Raw genomic sequence first — 15,934 nt, 5'->3', positions numbered from 1 at the left:
GGCGCAGCCTGCTCCGCAAGACGCGGCGTCCTCGCAGGCCACGGATGCGGCCAGCGGCGAGACGTCGGAGATGGCGGCGCGGGCCGGCGAGTGGCACAGCTCCGTTTCGCTCATCGGCACATCGAAATATCCCGACGATTTCAAGCATTACGACTACGTCAATCCCGATGCGCCGGTCGGCGGCACCCTCAACCAGATCGCGATCGGGACCTTCGACAGCTTCAATCCCTTCATCGTGCGGGGCACGCCGGCCGCCGGCCTGCCGAATTTCGGCGGGGGCCTCCTCTACGACACCCTCTTCGAGCAGTCGCCGGACGAGCCCTCGACGTCCCATGCAATGATCGCGGAAGCGATGACCTATCCGCCGGACTTCTCCTCGGCCACCTATCGTCTCGACCCCGATGCCAGATGGCATGACGGTGAGCCGATCACGGCCGAGGACGTCATCTGGAGCTTCGAGACGCTGAAGGAGCTTCATCCCCAGTGGAACGCCTACTATCGCAACATCGTCAAGGCGGAGAAGACGGGTGATCGCGAGGTCACCTTCACCTTCGACCAGACCGGGAACCGCGAACTCCCGCAGATCGTCGGCGACCTGACGGTCCTGCCGAAACACTACTGGGAAGGCACGGACGAGAACGGCAACAAGCGCGACATCAGCCAGCCCACCACCGTGCCGCCGCTTGGCTCCGGCCCCTATCGCATCGCCGGTTTCCAGATCGGGCAATCGATGGATTGGGAGCGGGTGCCGGACTATTGGGGCTGGGACAAAGCGACCCGCGTCGGCCGCTACAATTTCGGGCGCATCCACTACACCTATTTCCGTGATCAGAACGCGGCCTGGGAAGGGTTCAAAAAGGGCGGGCTCGAAGACTATCGGCTGGAGAACTCCTCCCAGCAATGGGCGGAGGGCTATGACTTCCCGGCAGCCCAGAACGGTCAGGTCGTCAAGACGGAGGTGCCCGACGGACAGGTCGCCTCCATGCAGGCCTATGTGCTGAACAACCGACTCGACAAGTTCGAGGACCGCGACGTTCGCAAGGCTCTGACCCTCGTCTACAACTTCCAGGAAATGAACCGGACGCTCTTCTACGATCTCTACAAGCGTCAGACGAGCTATTTCGACAACAGCGAACTCGCGGCCACCGGTCTGCCGAGCGAGCGCGAGTTGAAGCTTCTCGAACCGATGCGCGCCGAGATCCCGGAAGAAGTGTTCACCGAGGAGTTCACGCTCCCGGACTATTCCGACCGGTCCGCCGCGCGGACCTATCTGCGCGAAGCTCTGGATCTCTTCCGGAAGGCCGGCTACGAGCTGCGCGGCAATCGCCTTGTCGACGCCTCGACGGGCGAGCAGTTCTCGATCGAGATGCTGGGCAGCGATCCGCGCGATACGCGGACGCTCGAGCCCTATGCACGCGACCTGCGCCGTCTCGGCATCGACGTGAACATCCGGATCGTGGACACGAACCAGTATGTGGAGCGCCTGCGCAATTTCGACTTCGAAATGGTTGGAATGCGCTACTATCCGCAATCGCTCTCGCCCGGCAACGAGCAGCGCGACTTCTTCTCGACCCAGGCCGCCGAAACGCCCGGAAGCCGGAATTATGCCGGCGTCGAGAACCCGGTCGTCGACAAGCTCATCGACGCGATCGTCTATGCCGAAAACCGGGAAGACTTGGTGGCAGCGACACGGGCGATGGATCGCGTGATGCTGTGGGAGTATTACGTCGTGCCTCAGTGGAACAAGACCGAGGACTGGCTCGCCTATTGGGACAAGTTCGGGATGCCCGAGAACGGCCCGGCCTATTCGGGGATCGATCCTTTCTCTTGGTGGACGAAGGCGGCCGAGAGCGAGGCCGGCGCACCGTCGGCGGGCAATTGATGGGAACCGCCCTGTCCACGCTGAGCCGCCGCGGCTTCGGCAAGCTTGTCTTCGGCGCAGCCGCCGGCCTCGCCCTGCCGCTTCGCGAGGCGCTTGCCGATATCCGAACCGGAACGCCGCTGCATGGCCTCTCGTCCTTCGGCGAGCTTGCCTACCAGGCCGGCTTTTCCCAATTCCGCTATGCCAATGTGGATGCCCATCAGGGCGGGCAGCTGAACTTCGCGGTTCCGAACTGGATCCTGAACCAGTCGCCGGTCGCCTTCGATACGCTGAACACTTTCGTACTCCAGGGCAATGCGCCGCCGCGCATCGAATTCCTCTACGATTCCCTGATGACCGGTTCGCTCGACGAGCCGGATTCGAGCTATTGCGCGCTCGCCGAGACCGTCTCCGTTTCGGAGGATCGGCTCACCTTCACCTTCGAGTTGCGCCCGCAGGCCCGCTTCTCGACCGGCGCGCAGGTGACGGCGGACGACGTCGTGTTCTCCTACGAGACGTTCAAGCAGAAGGGCCATCCGAGCCTCGTCGTGGCACTCGCCAATGTGGAGCGAGTGGAGGCGATAGATGCCGGCACGGTCCGGCTCGTCATGTCGGCGAACCAGAACTACCGGGATGCGCTGTCGGCGCTCGGCATCCCCATCGTGCCGCACGCCTTCTTCGCGGACCGCGATCTCGAACGCCTGACCGACGAGGTGATTCCCGGGTCCGGCCAGTACGAGGTCGGCCGCTACGACTTCAACACCTTCATCGAATACGAGAAGCGGGCCGACTACTGGGCGAAGGACCTCGGTTTCGCGAAAGGTCTCAATCATTTCCAGACGCTCCGCATCGATTTCTTCCGGGATCGCCAGCCCGCATTCGAAGCCTTTCGCAAGGGTCTGATCCATGTGCGCGAGGAGTTCACCACCAAGGACTGGGCGACCGGATATTCCTTCCCCGCCGTTCGCCGGGGCGAGGTGATCCAGCGGGAGTTCCCGCCCGAGAAGCAACCGAAATTCCAGTGCTGGGCGCTCAACCAGCGTCGAAGCCGGTTCGCCGACGCCAATGTGCGCCATGCGATCAACACCTGTTTCGACTTCGAATGGGCGAATGCGAATCTTCTCTTCGGTTTGCGCACCCATTCCCCATCGCCGTTTCAGGGTTCGGAATTCGTGGCCGAAGGCGAACCCGGCGAGGCGGAACTTGCGCTGCTCGAGCCGCTTCGCGGCAAGGTGCCGGACGAGGTGTTCGGCGAGGTGTGGGTGCAGCCCGTCAGCGACGGTTCGGGGCTCGATCGGCGCGCGCTGCGCCGGGCGATCGAACTGTTCGGCAAGGCGGGCTGGACCTTCACGAACGGGCGCATGCAGAATGCGCAGGGCGAGGTGTTCCGGCTGGAATTCCTGACCTTCGGCGCCGAGCAGGAACGCGTCTACTCGAAATTCATGGAGACGCTTCGGCGGATCGGCGTCGACGCATCGATCCGTCTCGTCGACGGAGCCCAGTATCAGCGCCGCATCAACGCGTTCGAGTTCGACATGGTGCTGGCCGCCTTCGGGATGTCGCCGACGCCGACCAGCGAGGGCCTCGCAACCCTTTTCGGCTCCGAGACAGTGGACCGGCCCGGCGGCCGCAACTATCCCGGCATGAAGAGCGAGGCGGTGGACAGTCTCATCGCCAAGGTGTCGCAGGTCCAGTCGCGCGAGGAACTCGTCACGGTCCTCAGGGCGCTCGACCGGGTCCTTCGCTGGCGCCTCGATTGGCTGCCCAATATTACGGCCGGCTCCCATCGCCTCGCCTATTGGGACATGTTCGGCTTTGCCGAGCAGAAGCCCGATTACGGTTGGCCGATCGAAAGCCTCTGGTGGCTCGACCCGGAAAAGGCGAAAGCGCTCGGGCGGGCCTGATCGCCCATAAGCGATGCTTTCGCGGGGCTGTCCGCCAAGCTCTCGGTGGTTTTGCCCTGCCGGGCCCGGCTGCTAGATTGGCCGTGCCGACCGGAGCCGGCATCCCGGCGCCGCGCAGCGCGGCGGAACCGCAGCCGCCCGCCGGCCCTCACATTCCAGGAGACGGACCCCCGAATGGGCGCCTATATCTTCCGAAGACTGCTCTTGATGATCCCGACCCTCGTCGGGATCATGGCGATCTCGTTCATCGTCATCCAGTTCGCACCCGGCGGGCCGGTAGAACAGGTGCTCGCGACGCTTCAGGGAGAAGCCGGCAACGCAGCCGATCGCGTCTCCGGCGGTGGCGGAAGCGATTTCTCGGGCGGCTCGCAAGGAGGCGAGGCTTCGAGCTATCGCGGCGCGCAGGGGCTCGATCCCGAATTCATCCAGCGGCTCGAGGAGCAGTTCGGTTTCGACAAACCGCCCCTGGAACGCTTCGGAACCATGTTGTGGGATTTCGCCCGCTTCGATTTCGGCGAGAGCTATTTCCGGTCGATCTCGGTCTGGGATCTGATTCTCGAGAAGATGCCGGTTTCGATCTCGCTCGGCCTCTGGATCACGCTTCTGTCCTATCTGATCTCGATCCCGCTCGGCATCCGCAAGGCTCTGCACGACGGGTCGAGTTTCGACGTGTGGACCTCCGGCATCGTCATCGTCGCCTATGCGATCCCGGGCTTCCTCTTCGCCGTTCTCCTCATCGTCCTCTTCGCCGGCGGCTCCTTCTTCGATTGGTTCCCGCTACGCGGTCTCCTGTCGGACGATGTGAACGGAAACTGGTGCGCCCCCTGGTCGAACGCCTTCGATGCCGGGCTCTGCGTCACACGGACCGTACCCGATTATTTCTGGCACCTGACCCTGCCGCTGATCGCCCTCTCCCTCTCGGCCTTCGCGACGACGACGCTGCTGACGAAGAACTCCTTCCTCGACGAGATCCGCAAGCAATACGTGACGACCGCGAGGGCCAAGGGTCTCAGCGAGCGGCGCGTGCTCTACGGTCACGTCTTCCGCAATGCGATGCTGATCATCGTCGCCGGTTTCCCGGGGGCCTTCATCGCCGCCTTCTTCTCGGGCTCGCTGCTGATCGAGACGATCTTTTCGCTCGACGGCCTCGGCTATCTCGGTTTCCAGTCGATCTATCAGCGCGACTATCCGGTCGTCTTCGGCACGCTCTATATCTTCTCCCTGATCGGGCTCGTGACGACGCTGATCTCGGATCTCACTTATACCTGGATCGATCCGCGCATCGACTTCGAAAGTCGGGAGGTCTGATCGATGGACGATGCGCAGAAGGACCGCCTGAGGAACGACCCCTCCAAGGCAAGGGAATACGAGAGCGAACGGGCCGCCGACATCGCCCGCGAGGAGACGAGCGGCATCGCCCAGATGGCGCCCGAATCCCAATTCGTGAAACGGCCGAGACTGTCGCCGCTCAACAAGCGCCGCTGGCAGAACTTCACGGCGAACCGACGCGGATACTGGTCGCTCTGGATCTTCCTGGTCCTGTTCGTGCTGACGAGCTTCGCAGAGCTCATCGCCAACGACAAGCCGCTCCTCGTCTCCTACAATGACGAGTTCTACTATCCGATCGTCGTCGATTATCCCGAAGAGGTCTTCGGCGGCTTCCTGCCGGTGACCAACTACCGCGATCCGTTCGTTCAGGACGAGATCGACGCCAATGGCTGGGCGATCTGGCCGCCGATCCGATACTCCTACCAGACCGTCAACAACGAGATCCCCTCACCCGCTCCCTCGCCACCGAGCTGGACCATGAGCCGGGACGAGGCCTGCTCGCGTTATCCGGACGGGGCGAACGACAAGAACTGCACCTTCGGCAACATGAACTGGCTGGGCACGGACGATCAGGGCCGCGACGTCGTCGCGCGTCTGATCTACGGCTTCAGGATCTCCGTCATGTTCGGCCTGATCCTCACCGCGGCCTCGGCCGTCATCGGCGTCGGCGCGGGAGCCGTGCAGGGCTATTTCGGGGGCTGGACGGATCTCATCTTCCAGCGCTTCATCGAGATCTGGTCCTCTATCCCGGTTCTCTATCTGCTCCTCATCATCGCCGCGATCCTGCCCCCGGGCTTCTGGATCCTGCTCGGCATCATGCTCCTGTTCTCCTGGGTCGCCTTCGTCGGCGTCGTGCGGGCGGAATTCCTGCGGGCGCGCAACTTCGAATATGTGAGTGCCGCACGCGCCCTCGGCGTCGGCGATCTCACCATCATGTGGCGCCACCTCCTGCCGAACGCGATGGTGGCGACCCTGACCTTCCTGCCGTTCATCCTGAACGGCTCGATCACCACGCTCACCTCGCTCGACTTCCTCGGCTTCGGCCTCCCGCCGGGATCGCCCTCGCTCGGCGAACTTCTCGCCCAGGGCAAGAACAACCTGCAGGCGCCCTGGCTCGGCTTTTCGGGCTTCTTCGTCATCAGCCTGATGCTCTCGCTCCTCGTCTTCATCGGCGAAGCGGTGCGTGACGCCTTCGATCCTCGCAAGAGCTTCGGATAGGCGAGCGGGACGATCCAAGGACAACGCCCATGAACGACCGGCATCACCATCCGCACGGCGAGCATGACCACCAGCACGGTCATGGCCACGACCATGGGCACGACCACGCCCATGGATTTCGCGGCCATGCCCACGGCGCGAACGAGAAGCGGATCGCCATCGCCGCGATCCTGACCGGCACATTCATGCTCGCCGAGGTTGCCGGCGGCATCATCTCGGGCTCGCTCGCGCTTCTCGCGGACGCCGCCCACATGCTGACGGATTTCGCGGCGCTCGCGCTCAGCTGGTTCGCCTTCCGTCTGTCGCGCAAGCCGGGAGATGCGGCGCGTACCTATGGCTACGATCGGTTCGAGGTGCTCGTCGCCTTCGTGAACGGCCTCACCCTCTTCGCCATCGCCGGCTTCATCACCTATGAAGCGATCCACCGATTGATCTCGCCCGGCGAGGTCCTCGGCGGCACGATGCTCGTCGTCGCCATCGCCGGGCTCGTCGTGAACATCGCCGTCTTCGCGATCCTTCACGGTGCGGACAAGGACAATCTGAACATTCGCGGCGCGGTGCTGCACGTTCTCGGAGACCTTCTCGGCTCGGTCGCGGCGATCATCGCCGCCGTCATCATCCTGTGGACCGGCTGGACGCCGATCGATCCGATCCTGTCGGTGCTCGTCTCGGCGATCATCCTCGTTTCCGCGTTCCGGCTCGTTCGCGATGCCGGACACGTTCTCCTCGAGGGCGCGCCGACCCATATCGATATCGAACGCCTGCGAACCGAAGTCGTCTCCAGCGTCGACGGACTGCGGGAGGTCCATCACGTCCATCTCTGGTCGATGACACCGGAGCGGCCGATGGCGACGCTGCATGCCTGCATTCATGATGGCGCGGACGGCCCCGCCGTGACGCGCCGCATCAAGGCGGAACTGCTCGAACGCTTCGCGATCGCCCATGCGACGGTCGAGATCGAATATGGCGAGTGCGCTGACGGGGCTCCGAAGGCAGGGGCCCACCGATCCGCCGCAGCGAGCCGCGGGCACAAGCACGACCACGACCACGACCACGACCACGACCACGACGAACGTCCCGCTCTCGGCAGCACGGCGCGAGCATGAGGCGACCGGGACCGGAGAATGAGCCAGTGAGCGAGATGACGGCCAAGGCCGACAAGCCGATCCTTTCGGTCGACAATCTTCAGGTCGCCTTCAAGCAGGGCGGCAAGGTCCAGCTCGCCGTGCGCGGCATATCCTTCACCATCGCTCCCGGCGAAACGCTCGCCCTCGTTGGCGAGTCGGGATCGGGCAAATCGGTCTCGGCGATGTCGATCCTGAAACTCCTGCCTTATCCGGCGGCGAGCCATCCGGGCGGTGCCATTAACTTCGACGGTCAGGATCTCCTGACCGCCTCCGACGCCGATCTGCGCAAGACGCGCGGCAACCGGATTTCGGTCATCTTCCAGGAGCCGATGAGCTCCCTCAATCCGCTTCACACGATCGAGCGGCAGGTGACGGAAGTCCTGAAGGTCCATCGCGGCATGCGTGATCAGGCCGCCCGCACGCGCACGCTCGAACTCCTTCGCGAGGTCGGCATCCGCGACCCGGAAAAGCGGCTCGGCGCCTATCCTCACCAGCTCTCGGGCGGCCAGCGCCAGCGCGTCATGATCGCCATGGCGCTCGCCAACGAACCCGATCTCCTGATCGCCGACGAGCCGACCACCGCTCTCGACGTCACGGTGCAGGCGCAGATCCTGGAACTCCTCGCAAAGCTCCAGCGCGAGAACGGCATGGCGATGCTGTTCATCACCCACGACCTCGGCATCGTCCGCAAGATCGCCGATCGGGTCTGCGTGATGACCAAAGGGGAGATCGTGGAGGAGGGTCCGACCGCGCGGATCTTCGAGGCTCCCCGCCACGAATACACCCGCCATCTTCTCGCAGCCGAGCCGAAGGGCCGGCCGCCGGCCGCCAATCTCAACGCGGCGAAGGTCATGGAAGCACGCGACGTGAAGGTCTGGTTCCCGATCAAGACCGGCTTCTTCCGCAAGACCACCGATCATGTGAAGGCCGTCGACGGGATCGACCTCACGGTCCGCGCCGGCCAGACCGTCGGCGTCGTCGGCGAGTCGGGTTCGGGCAAGACGACGCTCGGCCTCGCTTTGATGAGGATGATTTCCTCCAAGGGCGAGATCCTCTTCGAAGGCGAGCGCATCGACGAGAAATCCTTCAAGGAGATGAGGTCGTTACGCGAGAGACTTCAGATCGTGTTTCAAGACCCGTTCGGCTCGCTCTCGCCGCGAATGCCGATCGCTGACATCATCTCCGAGGGCCTGAAGATCCACGCGCCGAACCTCAGTGCCGACGAACGCGATGCCCGCGTCGTCCAGGCGCTCGGTGAAACCGGTCTCGATCCGGCAACGCGGTTCCGCTTCCCGCACGAGTTCTCCGGCGGCCAGCGCCAGCGCATCGCGATCGCCCGTGCGATGGTTCTCAATCCCCGCTTCGTGATGCTGGATGAACCGACGAGTGCGCTCGATATGAGCGTCCAGGCCCAGGTGGTCGACCTTCTGCGCGATCTGCAGAAGAAGCACGATCTGGCCTATCTCTTCATCAGTCACGATCTGAAGGTGGTGCGCGCATTGGCCAATGAAGTCATCGTCATGCGCAATGGAAAGGTCGTCGAACGCGGAACCGCCGACGAGATCTTCGACGCCCCCAAGACCGACTACACCAAGGCCCTGATGGCCGCGGCCTTCGATATCGAGGCCACGGCAAGCGGAGTGATATCCCAATGAGCCATTCCTTCCGCGATCAGCTCGCAGACCAGACGCTCGCCTTCGAGATCGACAGCAAGGAGCGTCTCGCCGACGCCTTCTGGCCCTTCACGCGCGCCGTCCTCAACCACGAGCGCTTCGATGGGAGCCGCGCCGAGAACATCAGCCGGGACTTCCTCGAGACGGGCGATGTGGCGATCGTCATCCCCTACGATCCGAAAAGCGACTCCATCGTCGTGATCCGCCAGTTCCGGATCGGCGCGGCAATCGCGGTCGGCAGGGCTGCGGCCGTCGAGTTTCCGGCCGGCCTCGTCGACGATGGAGAAGCCATCGACGCCGCCGCGGCCCGCGAGTTGAAGGAAGAGACAGGCCTCGACGCCCTTACCCTCTCTCAGTGCTATTCGTTCCTGAGCACGCCCGGCCTCACCACCGAGCACGCCCACGTCTTCCTGGCGATCGTCGATCCCAACCAGTTGCAGTCCCATGCCGGCAGGGAGGACGAGGACGAGGACATCCACCCGATCCTCGCGCCGGTGGAGGAACTGATCCGGGCCGTGGACGAAGGCTGGGTGGAGAACGGCTTCCTCGTCTCCGGCATTCACTGGTTCGCCCGCAAGGGCCGCGCGAAGGCGCAGGCGCTTCTCGGCACCCTTCCGAGCGACTGAGCGCGGCTCACGCCGCAGCGGTCGCCGAATAGAAGAGGCAGAGATCGTTCACCGGGCAGGTCCCGCATTTCGGCTTGCGAGACACGCAGACCGCCTTGCCGAACTGGATCAGCCAGAAATGGCCGTCTCGCATGGCCCATTCCGGCGCGTTCTCCTCGATCTGCCGCGCGGTCTGGTCGGCCGTCTTCGCATCCGTGAGCCCGATCCTGTTGCAGACCCGGTGGACATGGGTGTCGACGGCGATGACATCGGCATCGAAGGTGAAGCTCATGACGATGTCGGCGCATTTGCGGCCGACACCCGGAAGGTCCATCAGCCCCTCCCGCGTCTGCGGCACCTTGCGGTCATGCTCTTCGATCAGCACCGCGCACAACTTCTTCAGCGACTTCGTCTTCATGTTGTAGAGGCCGCAGGGTTTGATCGCGGCTGCGATCTCGTCCTCCGGCAGCGCGAGGATCTGATCGGGCGTGCGGCCGAGCGCGAAAAGCTGGTCGACGGCCTTGCGGGTATTGGCGTCCCGGCTCTGGGCCGAGAGAATGCAGGAGACGACCGAACGGAAGGGATCGGGCTGATCCTTCGGCCCCTTGGCCGTCACGGTCCGTCCGGGCATGGCTTCGGACAGCCGCCTGAACACGGTTTCGATCTCCGGTTCCGTCAGAACTCTTTTGCCGCTCATTCCACTCGATCCGTGCCTGCCGGCCGCCATCCGCGCGATCCGGGAAAAAGCCCGACATAGCGCGACCGATCGGACCGCGAAGACCGGTGCGACCTTCGCGCCTCCCGACCGAATTCCCCGATCGGAAGCTCCCGTTTGTGTGTGTCAAAAATTTACAGACACGCACAACCAGATGTACGGAAGTTCACAGCCTAACTCGAAATCCCTCGCTTCCGAGCGCAACGCGCTTTGTTGCTCTGCCGATTCCGCTGTAACTCTTGTCACACGCCGCTCGAAGCGCTTCGCGGCGACAGGTTGCGAAGCGGACGGGCCACCGGATCTTTTACAAAGCGTGACACACGCGGGACGCAGAGGGTTTCACAATGAGCAGCTATAACGACGATATCCATCACATCATGGAGCTGAAGCGGAAGTTCGATTCCTGGGGCGATATCGAGCCCGAGGCCGTCGCCCGCATGCGCGCCCAGAACAAGTTCAAGACCGGGCTCGATATCGCGAAGTACACTGCGAAGATCATGCGCGAGGACATGGCGGCCTATGACGCCGATCCCTCCCAGTACACCCAGTCGCTCGGCTGCTGGCACGGCTTCATCGGCCAGCAGAAGATGATCTCCATCAAGAAGCACTTCGGCTCGACGAAGCGCCGCTATCTCTACCTCTCGGGCTGGATGGTCGCCGCGCTCCGCTCCGAGTTCGGCCCCCTGCCGGACCAGTCGATGCACGAGAAGACGTCGGTTCCGGCGCTGATCGAGGAGCTCTACACCTTCCTGCGCCAGGCGGACGCCCGCGAACTCGGCATGCTGTTCCGCGAGCTCGATGCGGCCCGCGAGGCGGGCGACGAGGTCAAGGCCCAGCGCATCCAGAACGAGATCGACAATCACGAGACCCATGTCGTTCCGATCATCGCGGACATCGATGCCGGCTTCGGCAATGCCGAAGCGACCTATCTTCTCGCCAAGAAGATGATCGAGGCAGGCGCATGCGCGCTCCAGATCGAGAACCAGGTTTCCGACGAGAAGCAGTGCGGCCATCAGGACGGCAAGGTCACGGTTCCGCACGAGGCCTTCATCCACAAGATCCGCGCCCTGCGCTACGCCTTCCTCGAAATGGGCGTCGACGACGGCATCGTGGTCGCCCGCACGGACTCGCTCGGCGCCGGCCTCACCAAGGAAATCGCCTATTCGGCACGGCCCGGCGATCTCGGCGATCAGTACAATTCCTTCCTCGATTGCGAGGAGGTTTCCGTCGAGGATCTGAACAGCTCCGACGTGGTCATCAAGCGCGACGGCAAGCTGATGCGGCCCAAGCGCCTGCCCTCGAACCTTTACCAGTTCCGGCCGGGCACCGGTGAGGACCGCTGCGTTCTCGACGGGATCACCTCGCTGCAGAACGGCGCCGACCTTCTCTGGATCGAGACCGAGAAGCCGCATGTGGAACAGATCGGCGGCATGGTTCGCCGCATCCGGGAGGTCATGCCCAACGCCAAGCTCGTCTACAACAACTCGCCGTCCTTCAACTGGACGCTGAAGTTCCGCCAGCACGTCTACGAGACCTGGCAGAACGAAGGCCGCGATCTCAGCGCCTATGACACGGCCAAGCTGATGTCGAGCCAGTACGACGAGACCGAACTCGGCGTCGAGGCGGATCGGCAGATCCGCAGCTTCCAGGCGGACGCCTCCCGCGAGGCAGGCATCTTCCACCACCTCATCACGCTGCCGACCTACCATACGGCCGCGCTGTCGACGGACAATCTCGCCAAGCGCTATTTCGGCGACGAAGCCATGCTCGGCTACGTCAAGACGGTGCAGCGCGAGGAGATCCGCCAGGGTATCGCCTGCGTGAAGCATCAGAACATGGCCGGCTCCGATATCGGCGACGACCACAAGGAGTACTTCGCCGGCGATGCCGCCCTGAAGGCGAGCGGCAAGGACAACACCATGAACCAGTTCGCCGCCGCCGAATAAGAGGGCGAAGACTGCCGGCGCCATCGAGGAGCTGGCCCGACCTCCGCAAAATAAGAAAGGCGCGCCGCAGCCCGGCGCGCCTTTCGTTTTGTCTGATGTCTGCTCCGACCGCCTGCAGACCGCCCGAAGACGCCGTGGTTCAAGCGGCCTGACGACCCGCCTTATGGCTGTCGATCAGATCGAAGAACCGCTGGAAGAGGTAGTGGGAGTCCTGCGGGCCGGGCGATGCCTCGGGGTGATGCTGGACCGAGAAGACCGGCTTGTCCGAGAGCCGAAGCCCGCAATTGGAGCCGTCGAACAGGGAGCGATGGGTCTCGACCACGCCTTCGGGCAGGCTGTCGGCCGCAACCGCGAACCCGTGGTTCATGGACACGATCTCGACCTTGCCGGTCGTATAGTCCTTCACGGGATGGTTCGCGCCGTGATGACCCTGATGCATTTTCGCGGTCTTGCCGCCGAGCGCCAGCGCCAGAAGCTGATGGCCGAGGCAGATGCCGAAGAGGGGCAGGCCTTCCTCCACGAGCCGGGCGATCTGCGGCACCGCATAGACGCCCGTCGCGGCCGGATCGCCCGGTCCGTTGGAGAGGAAGACGCCGTCCGGCTGCATGGCGATGATGTCCTCGGCGCTGGTTTTCGGCGGCACGACGACCACCTCGGCGCCGTGCCCTGCCAGAAGCCGGAAGATACTGCGCTTCGCCCCGTAATCGATCGCGACGATCCTGTAGCGAACGGCGTCGTCCGCGACCGCCGCCTCGCCCCAGGCCCAAGGACGTTCCGTCCAGGTCGCCTGATCCTTGGTCGCGACGAACTGGGCGATGTCCGCGCCGTCGATCCCCGCCCACTCGGCCGCCCGCTTCTTCAGCGCCTCGACATCGAACCGGCCTTCGCGATCATGGGCGATGACGGCGTTCGGCATGCCCTTCTCGCGCACGAGAACCGTCAGGGCCCGGGTATCGATACCGCTCAGGGCGACGATGCCCCGCGACTTCAGCCAGCCATCGAGATGGCCGGTCGAGCGATAGTTCGAAGGCTCCGTCACTTCGGCGCGCAGGATCGCACCGACGGCACCGGCATTGCCGAGGGGCGAGAAATCTTCGCGATCCTCGTCGTTCGCGCCGACATTTCCGATATGCGGAAAGGTGAAGGTGACGATCTGGTCGGCATAGGACGGGTCCGTCAGGATCTCCTGATAGCCGGTCAGAGCCGTGTTGAAGCAGACCTCGCCTTCGACCGCTCCCTCGGCGCCAAGCCCGAAACCCTCGATGACCGTTCCATCGGCCAGGACCAGGAGCCCGGTAGGCACGCGCTTCGTCCATCCCTCGCTCATCGTCGGGTCTCCTTCTTTCGCTGTCCGTATCACTGTTTCTGCGTCATGCGGTTCGGCACCGGGGCTCCCTAGCGGAGGCGGGCCATTGGCCGCACCCCATGCCGACACGCGGCGCAATGGGCTTGCGTCGTTTCGCGGACCTCTCTATAGGCCGGCCGCGACGGATCGCAAGCATCGAAGGCCGGGCGATCCACCAAAATCGCCGCATGCAGCGATCCCGCGTTAACGGTAACCGTGGAAACCCGTGCGCTGAAGCAACATATGACGAGGGCATGCGGGGCGCCAGCGCCCGAGCCATTGCATTCGACCCTCCAAGTCGTAACATCCATCCGTCTTGTCGCATCAGGCGTGCCGTCGGCGCAGCCGATCCGATCCTCTCGAAAGTGACCTGCGCTATGCGCGAAACGATCTCCGAAGCGTTGACCAAGGCTCAGGACAAGGGCGACAAGACCCGTGTCTGCATCCTGCGCCTCATCAAGGCTGCCGTTCAGGATCGCGATGTCGCCAACCGGGAGGCGGGACGCGATCCGGTCGATCGGTCCGATATTCTCAACATTCTCCTCACCATGCGCCAGCAGCGCGTCGAGTCCGCCCGCGAATTCGAAGAGACCGGCCGGCTCGAGCTCGCCGAGCAGGAGCGCGAAGAGATCGGTGTGATCGACGAGTTCCTGCCCAAGCAGCTCGACGAGACGGCCATGCACCAGGCGTGTAAGTCTGCGGTCGAGGACGTCGACGCCAAGGGTCTGCGCGATGTGGGCCGATGCATGAACACTCTGAAGCAGCGCTATCCGGGCCAGATGGATTTCACCAAGGCATCGACCGTGGTGAAGGGCATGCTGCGCTAGATCGCTCCGAAGCTCCCCAACAATCAGAACAGCACGGCGAAGACGACCGGCACGAGAATGGCCGTCGCCAGTGCGTTGAGACCCATTGCGAGCCCTGAAAAGGCACCCGCCGCCTCGCTTTCCTGAAGCGCCCGCGCGGTTCCGATCCCGTGCGATCCGACCCCCATTCCCATGCCGCGCGCCGGCGCTGCCCTGACGCCGATCCGGTCGAGCAGAGCCGGCCCAAGAGCGGCGCCGACGATGCCGGTCACGATCACGATGACGGCCGTGAGCGAGGGAAGCCCGCCGATCCGATCGACGATGCCCATGGCGACGGGCGCGGTCACCGATTTCGGCGCGATCGACACGAAACTGGTCTGGTCGATCCCGAAGAGCCAGGCGCATCCAAGGCCGCTGAAGATACCCGTCAGGGACCCGACACCGAGGCTCGCGGCGATTGCGAGACCGTTCGCCTTGATCCGCTCGAACTGACGATAGAGCGGAATGGCGAGCGCGACGGTCGCCGGCCCGAGAAGGAAATGGATGAACTGGGCGCCCTCGAAATAGGTATCGTAAGACGTCCCGGTCGCCATCAGCACCGCGACGATGAGGACGACGGAGACGAGGACGGGGTTGAGAAGCGCCGGCCGGCCGATCCGGTCCCAGATAGCCTGGACGCACTGGTAGACGACGAGGGTGAGGGTCAGCGCAAGGAGCGGGCTTGCCGCGAGATAGACCCAGATATCGGAGAGTTCATCGGCCATCGGATGCTGCATCCTCGCCCTCAGGGGCCGTCCCGGTCATGAAAACCTTCATCACCCACGCCGTGACCGCGATCGTGAACAACGTCGAGAGGACGATGGTCGCCCCGAGTTGCAGCCCCTCGGAGCCGAAGCGCGCCGTGTGCTGCATGATGCCGACGCCCGCCGGCACGAAGAGGACGGCGAGATTGTTGAGAAGGCCGTCACCCACGGAAGCGATAGGCTTCGGAACGCCGCCGCGCAGCATGAACAGGAGGAAGAGAAGCACCATGCCGATGACGGGCCCCGGCACCGGCAGGCCCGATGCCGCAACGAGGCTCTCGCCGATCAGCTGGCAGAGGAGAATAAGGGTGATCGCCTTCAGCATGCACCCGGTCCCCTCGATCCGTATATGCCTGTCATCCGCTCACATCCTCTTGGTCCGGGGATGATCCGATCCATGCTCCGGTTTTCGAGACCCAACATTCACCCCTCCCCGCAATCATTCGGCCGACGCATGGCAGACATCGGCCCTCTTCTGCACCGTCAAACATCGATCCCGAGCATCGAACGCCCCGCCCGCCTCGTTGACCGAGGCGTCCGCCAAAGGCTTATCGCAGACCATATTTCGCTGCCGCGACTCCTGCCATCCACCGAAATGCATT

General features: G+C 63.9%; 13 protein-coding genes. 9 read left to right on the top strand and 4 right to left on the bottom strand.

Going from position 1 to position 15,934, the window contains the following annotated elements; translation table 11 throughout:
* Positions 1–70: 70 nt before the first annotated feature.
* The 7 genes from DYI37_RS01010 to DYI37_RS00980 all read left to right on the top strand — a co-directional run bounded on the left by DYI37_RS01010 (position 71) and on the right by DYI37_RS00980 (position 9,738).
* Positions 71–1,882: an extracellular solute-binding protein gene (locus DYI37_RS01010; RefSeq protein ID WP_425365019.1), complete on the top strand. Its 1,812-nt coding sequence runs from the start codon at positions 71–73 to the stop codon at positions 1,880–1,882.
* Positions 1,882–3,765, top strand: a complete 1,884-nt coding sequence (locus tag DYI37_RS01005) for an extracellular solute-binding protein (protein WP_116681330.1) — start codon at positions 1,882–1,884, stop codon at positions 3,763–3,765. The genes DYI37_RS01010 and DYI37_RS01005 overlap by 1 nt, the downstream gene beginning before the upstream one ends.
* A gap of 174 nt (positions 3,766–3,939) precedes the next feature.
* Positions 3,940–5,073, top strand: coding sequence for a microcin C ABC transporter permease YejB (locus DYI37_RS01000; RefSeq protein ID WP_116681329.1), 1,134 nt, complete (start codon positions 3,940–3,942; stop codon positions 5,071–5,073).
* A 114-nt stretch (positions 5,074–5,187) separates the two neighbouring features.
* Complete coding sequence (locus DYI37_RS00995) at positions 5,188–6,312, top strand: ABC transporter permease (RefSeq protein WP_116681783.1); 1,125 nt, start codon at positions 5,188–5,190, stop codon at positions 6,310–6,312.
* A gap of 29 nt (positions 6,313–6,341) precedes the next feature.
* Complete coding sequence (locus tag DYI37_RS00990) at positions 6,342–7,418, top strand: cation diffusion facilitator family transporter (RefSeq protein WP_116681328.1); 1,077 nt, start codon at positions 6,342–6,344, stop codon at positions 7,416–7,418.
* A 35-nt stretch (positions 7,419–7,453) separates the two neighbouring features.
* Positions 7,454–9,094 carry an ABC transporter ATP-binding protein gene (locus DYI37_RS00985; RefSeq protein ID WP_116681327.1) on the top strand — a complete coding sequence of 547 codons (1,641 nt, stop codon included), beginning with the start codon at positions 7,454–7,456 and terminating at the stop codon, positions 9,092–9,094.
* The gene (locus tag DYI37_RS00980) at positions 9,091–9,738 is read left to right on the top strand and encodes an NUDIX domain-containing protein (RefSeq protein WP_116681326.1); all 648 of its coding nucleotides are present in this window, start codon (positions 9,091–9,093) and stop codon (positions 9,736–9,738) included. Before DYI37_RS00985 ends, DYI37_RS00980 begins: the two co-directional genes overlap by 4 nt.
* Before the next feature lie 7 nt (positions 9,739–9,745).
* On the opposite strand, the gene DYI37_RS00975 is transcribed toward DYI37_RS00980, so the two are convergent.
* The gene (locus DYI37_RS00975; protein ID WP_116681325.1) at positions 9,746–10,414 is read right to left on the bottom strand and encodes an endonuclease III domain-containing protein; all 669 of its coding nucleotides are present in this window, start codon (positions 10,412–10,414) and stop codon (positions 9,746–9,748) included.
* A 362-nt stretch (positions 10,415–10,776) separates the two neighbouring features.
* Between DYI37_RS00975 and DYI37_RS00970 the strand changes: the two genes are divergently transcribed.
* The gene (locus tag DYI37_RS00970; RefSeq protein ID WP_116681324.1) at positions 10,777–12,378 is read left to right on the top strand and encodes an isocitrate lyase; all 1,602 of its coding nucleotides are present in this window, start codon (positions 10,777–10,779) and stop codon (positions 12,376–12,378) included.
* A 139-nt stretch (positions 12,379–12,517) separates the two neighbouring features.
* Here DYI37_RS00970 and carA read toward each other — a convergent pair whose 3' ends face one another.
* Positions 12,518–13,705, bottom strand: a complete 1,188-nt coding sequence (gene carA / locus DYI37_RS00965) for a glutamine-hydrolyzing carbamoyl-phosphate synthase small subunit (RefSeq protein ID WP_116681323.1) — start codon at positions 13,703–13,705, stop codon at positions 12,518–12,520.
* Positions 13,706–14,100: 395 nt separating this feature from the next.
* Between carA and DYI37_RS00960 the strand changes: the two genes are divergently transcribed.
* Positions 14,101–14,550 carry a GatB/YqeY domain-containing protein gene (locus tag DYI37_RS00960; protein WP_116681322.1) on the top strand — a complete coding sequence of 150 codons (450 nt, stop codon included), beginning with the start codon at positions 14,101–14,103 and terminating at the stop codon, positions 14,548–14,550.
* 23 nt (positions 14,551–14,573) lie between these two features.
* Here DYI37_RS00960 and DYI37_RS00955 read toward each other — a convergent pair whose 3' ends face one another.
* Positions 14,574–15,293 (bottom strand): LrgB family protein, encoded by a 720-nt coding sequence (locus DYI37_RS00955; RefSeq protein WP_116681321.1) that lies wholly within the window; start codon positions 15,291–15,293, stop codon positions 14,574–14,576.
* Positions 15,283–15,657, bottom strand: a complete 375-nt coding sequence (locus DYI37_RS00950; RefSeq protein ID WP_116681320.1) for a CidA/LrgA family protein — start codon at positions 15,655–15,657, stop codon at positions 15,283–15,285. The genes DYI37_RS00955 and DYI37_RS00950 overlap by 11 nt, the downstream gene beginning before the upstream one ends.
* Positions 15,658–15,934: the final 277 nt, after the last annotated feature.

It is taken from the genome of Fulvimarina endophytica, from assembly GCF_003403015.1.
GTDB lineage: Bacteria > Pseudomonadota > Alphaproteobacteria > Rhizobiales > Rhizobiaceae > Fulvimarina > Fulvimarina endophytica.
This window is presented reverse-complemented; position numbering and strand designations above follow the sequence as displayed.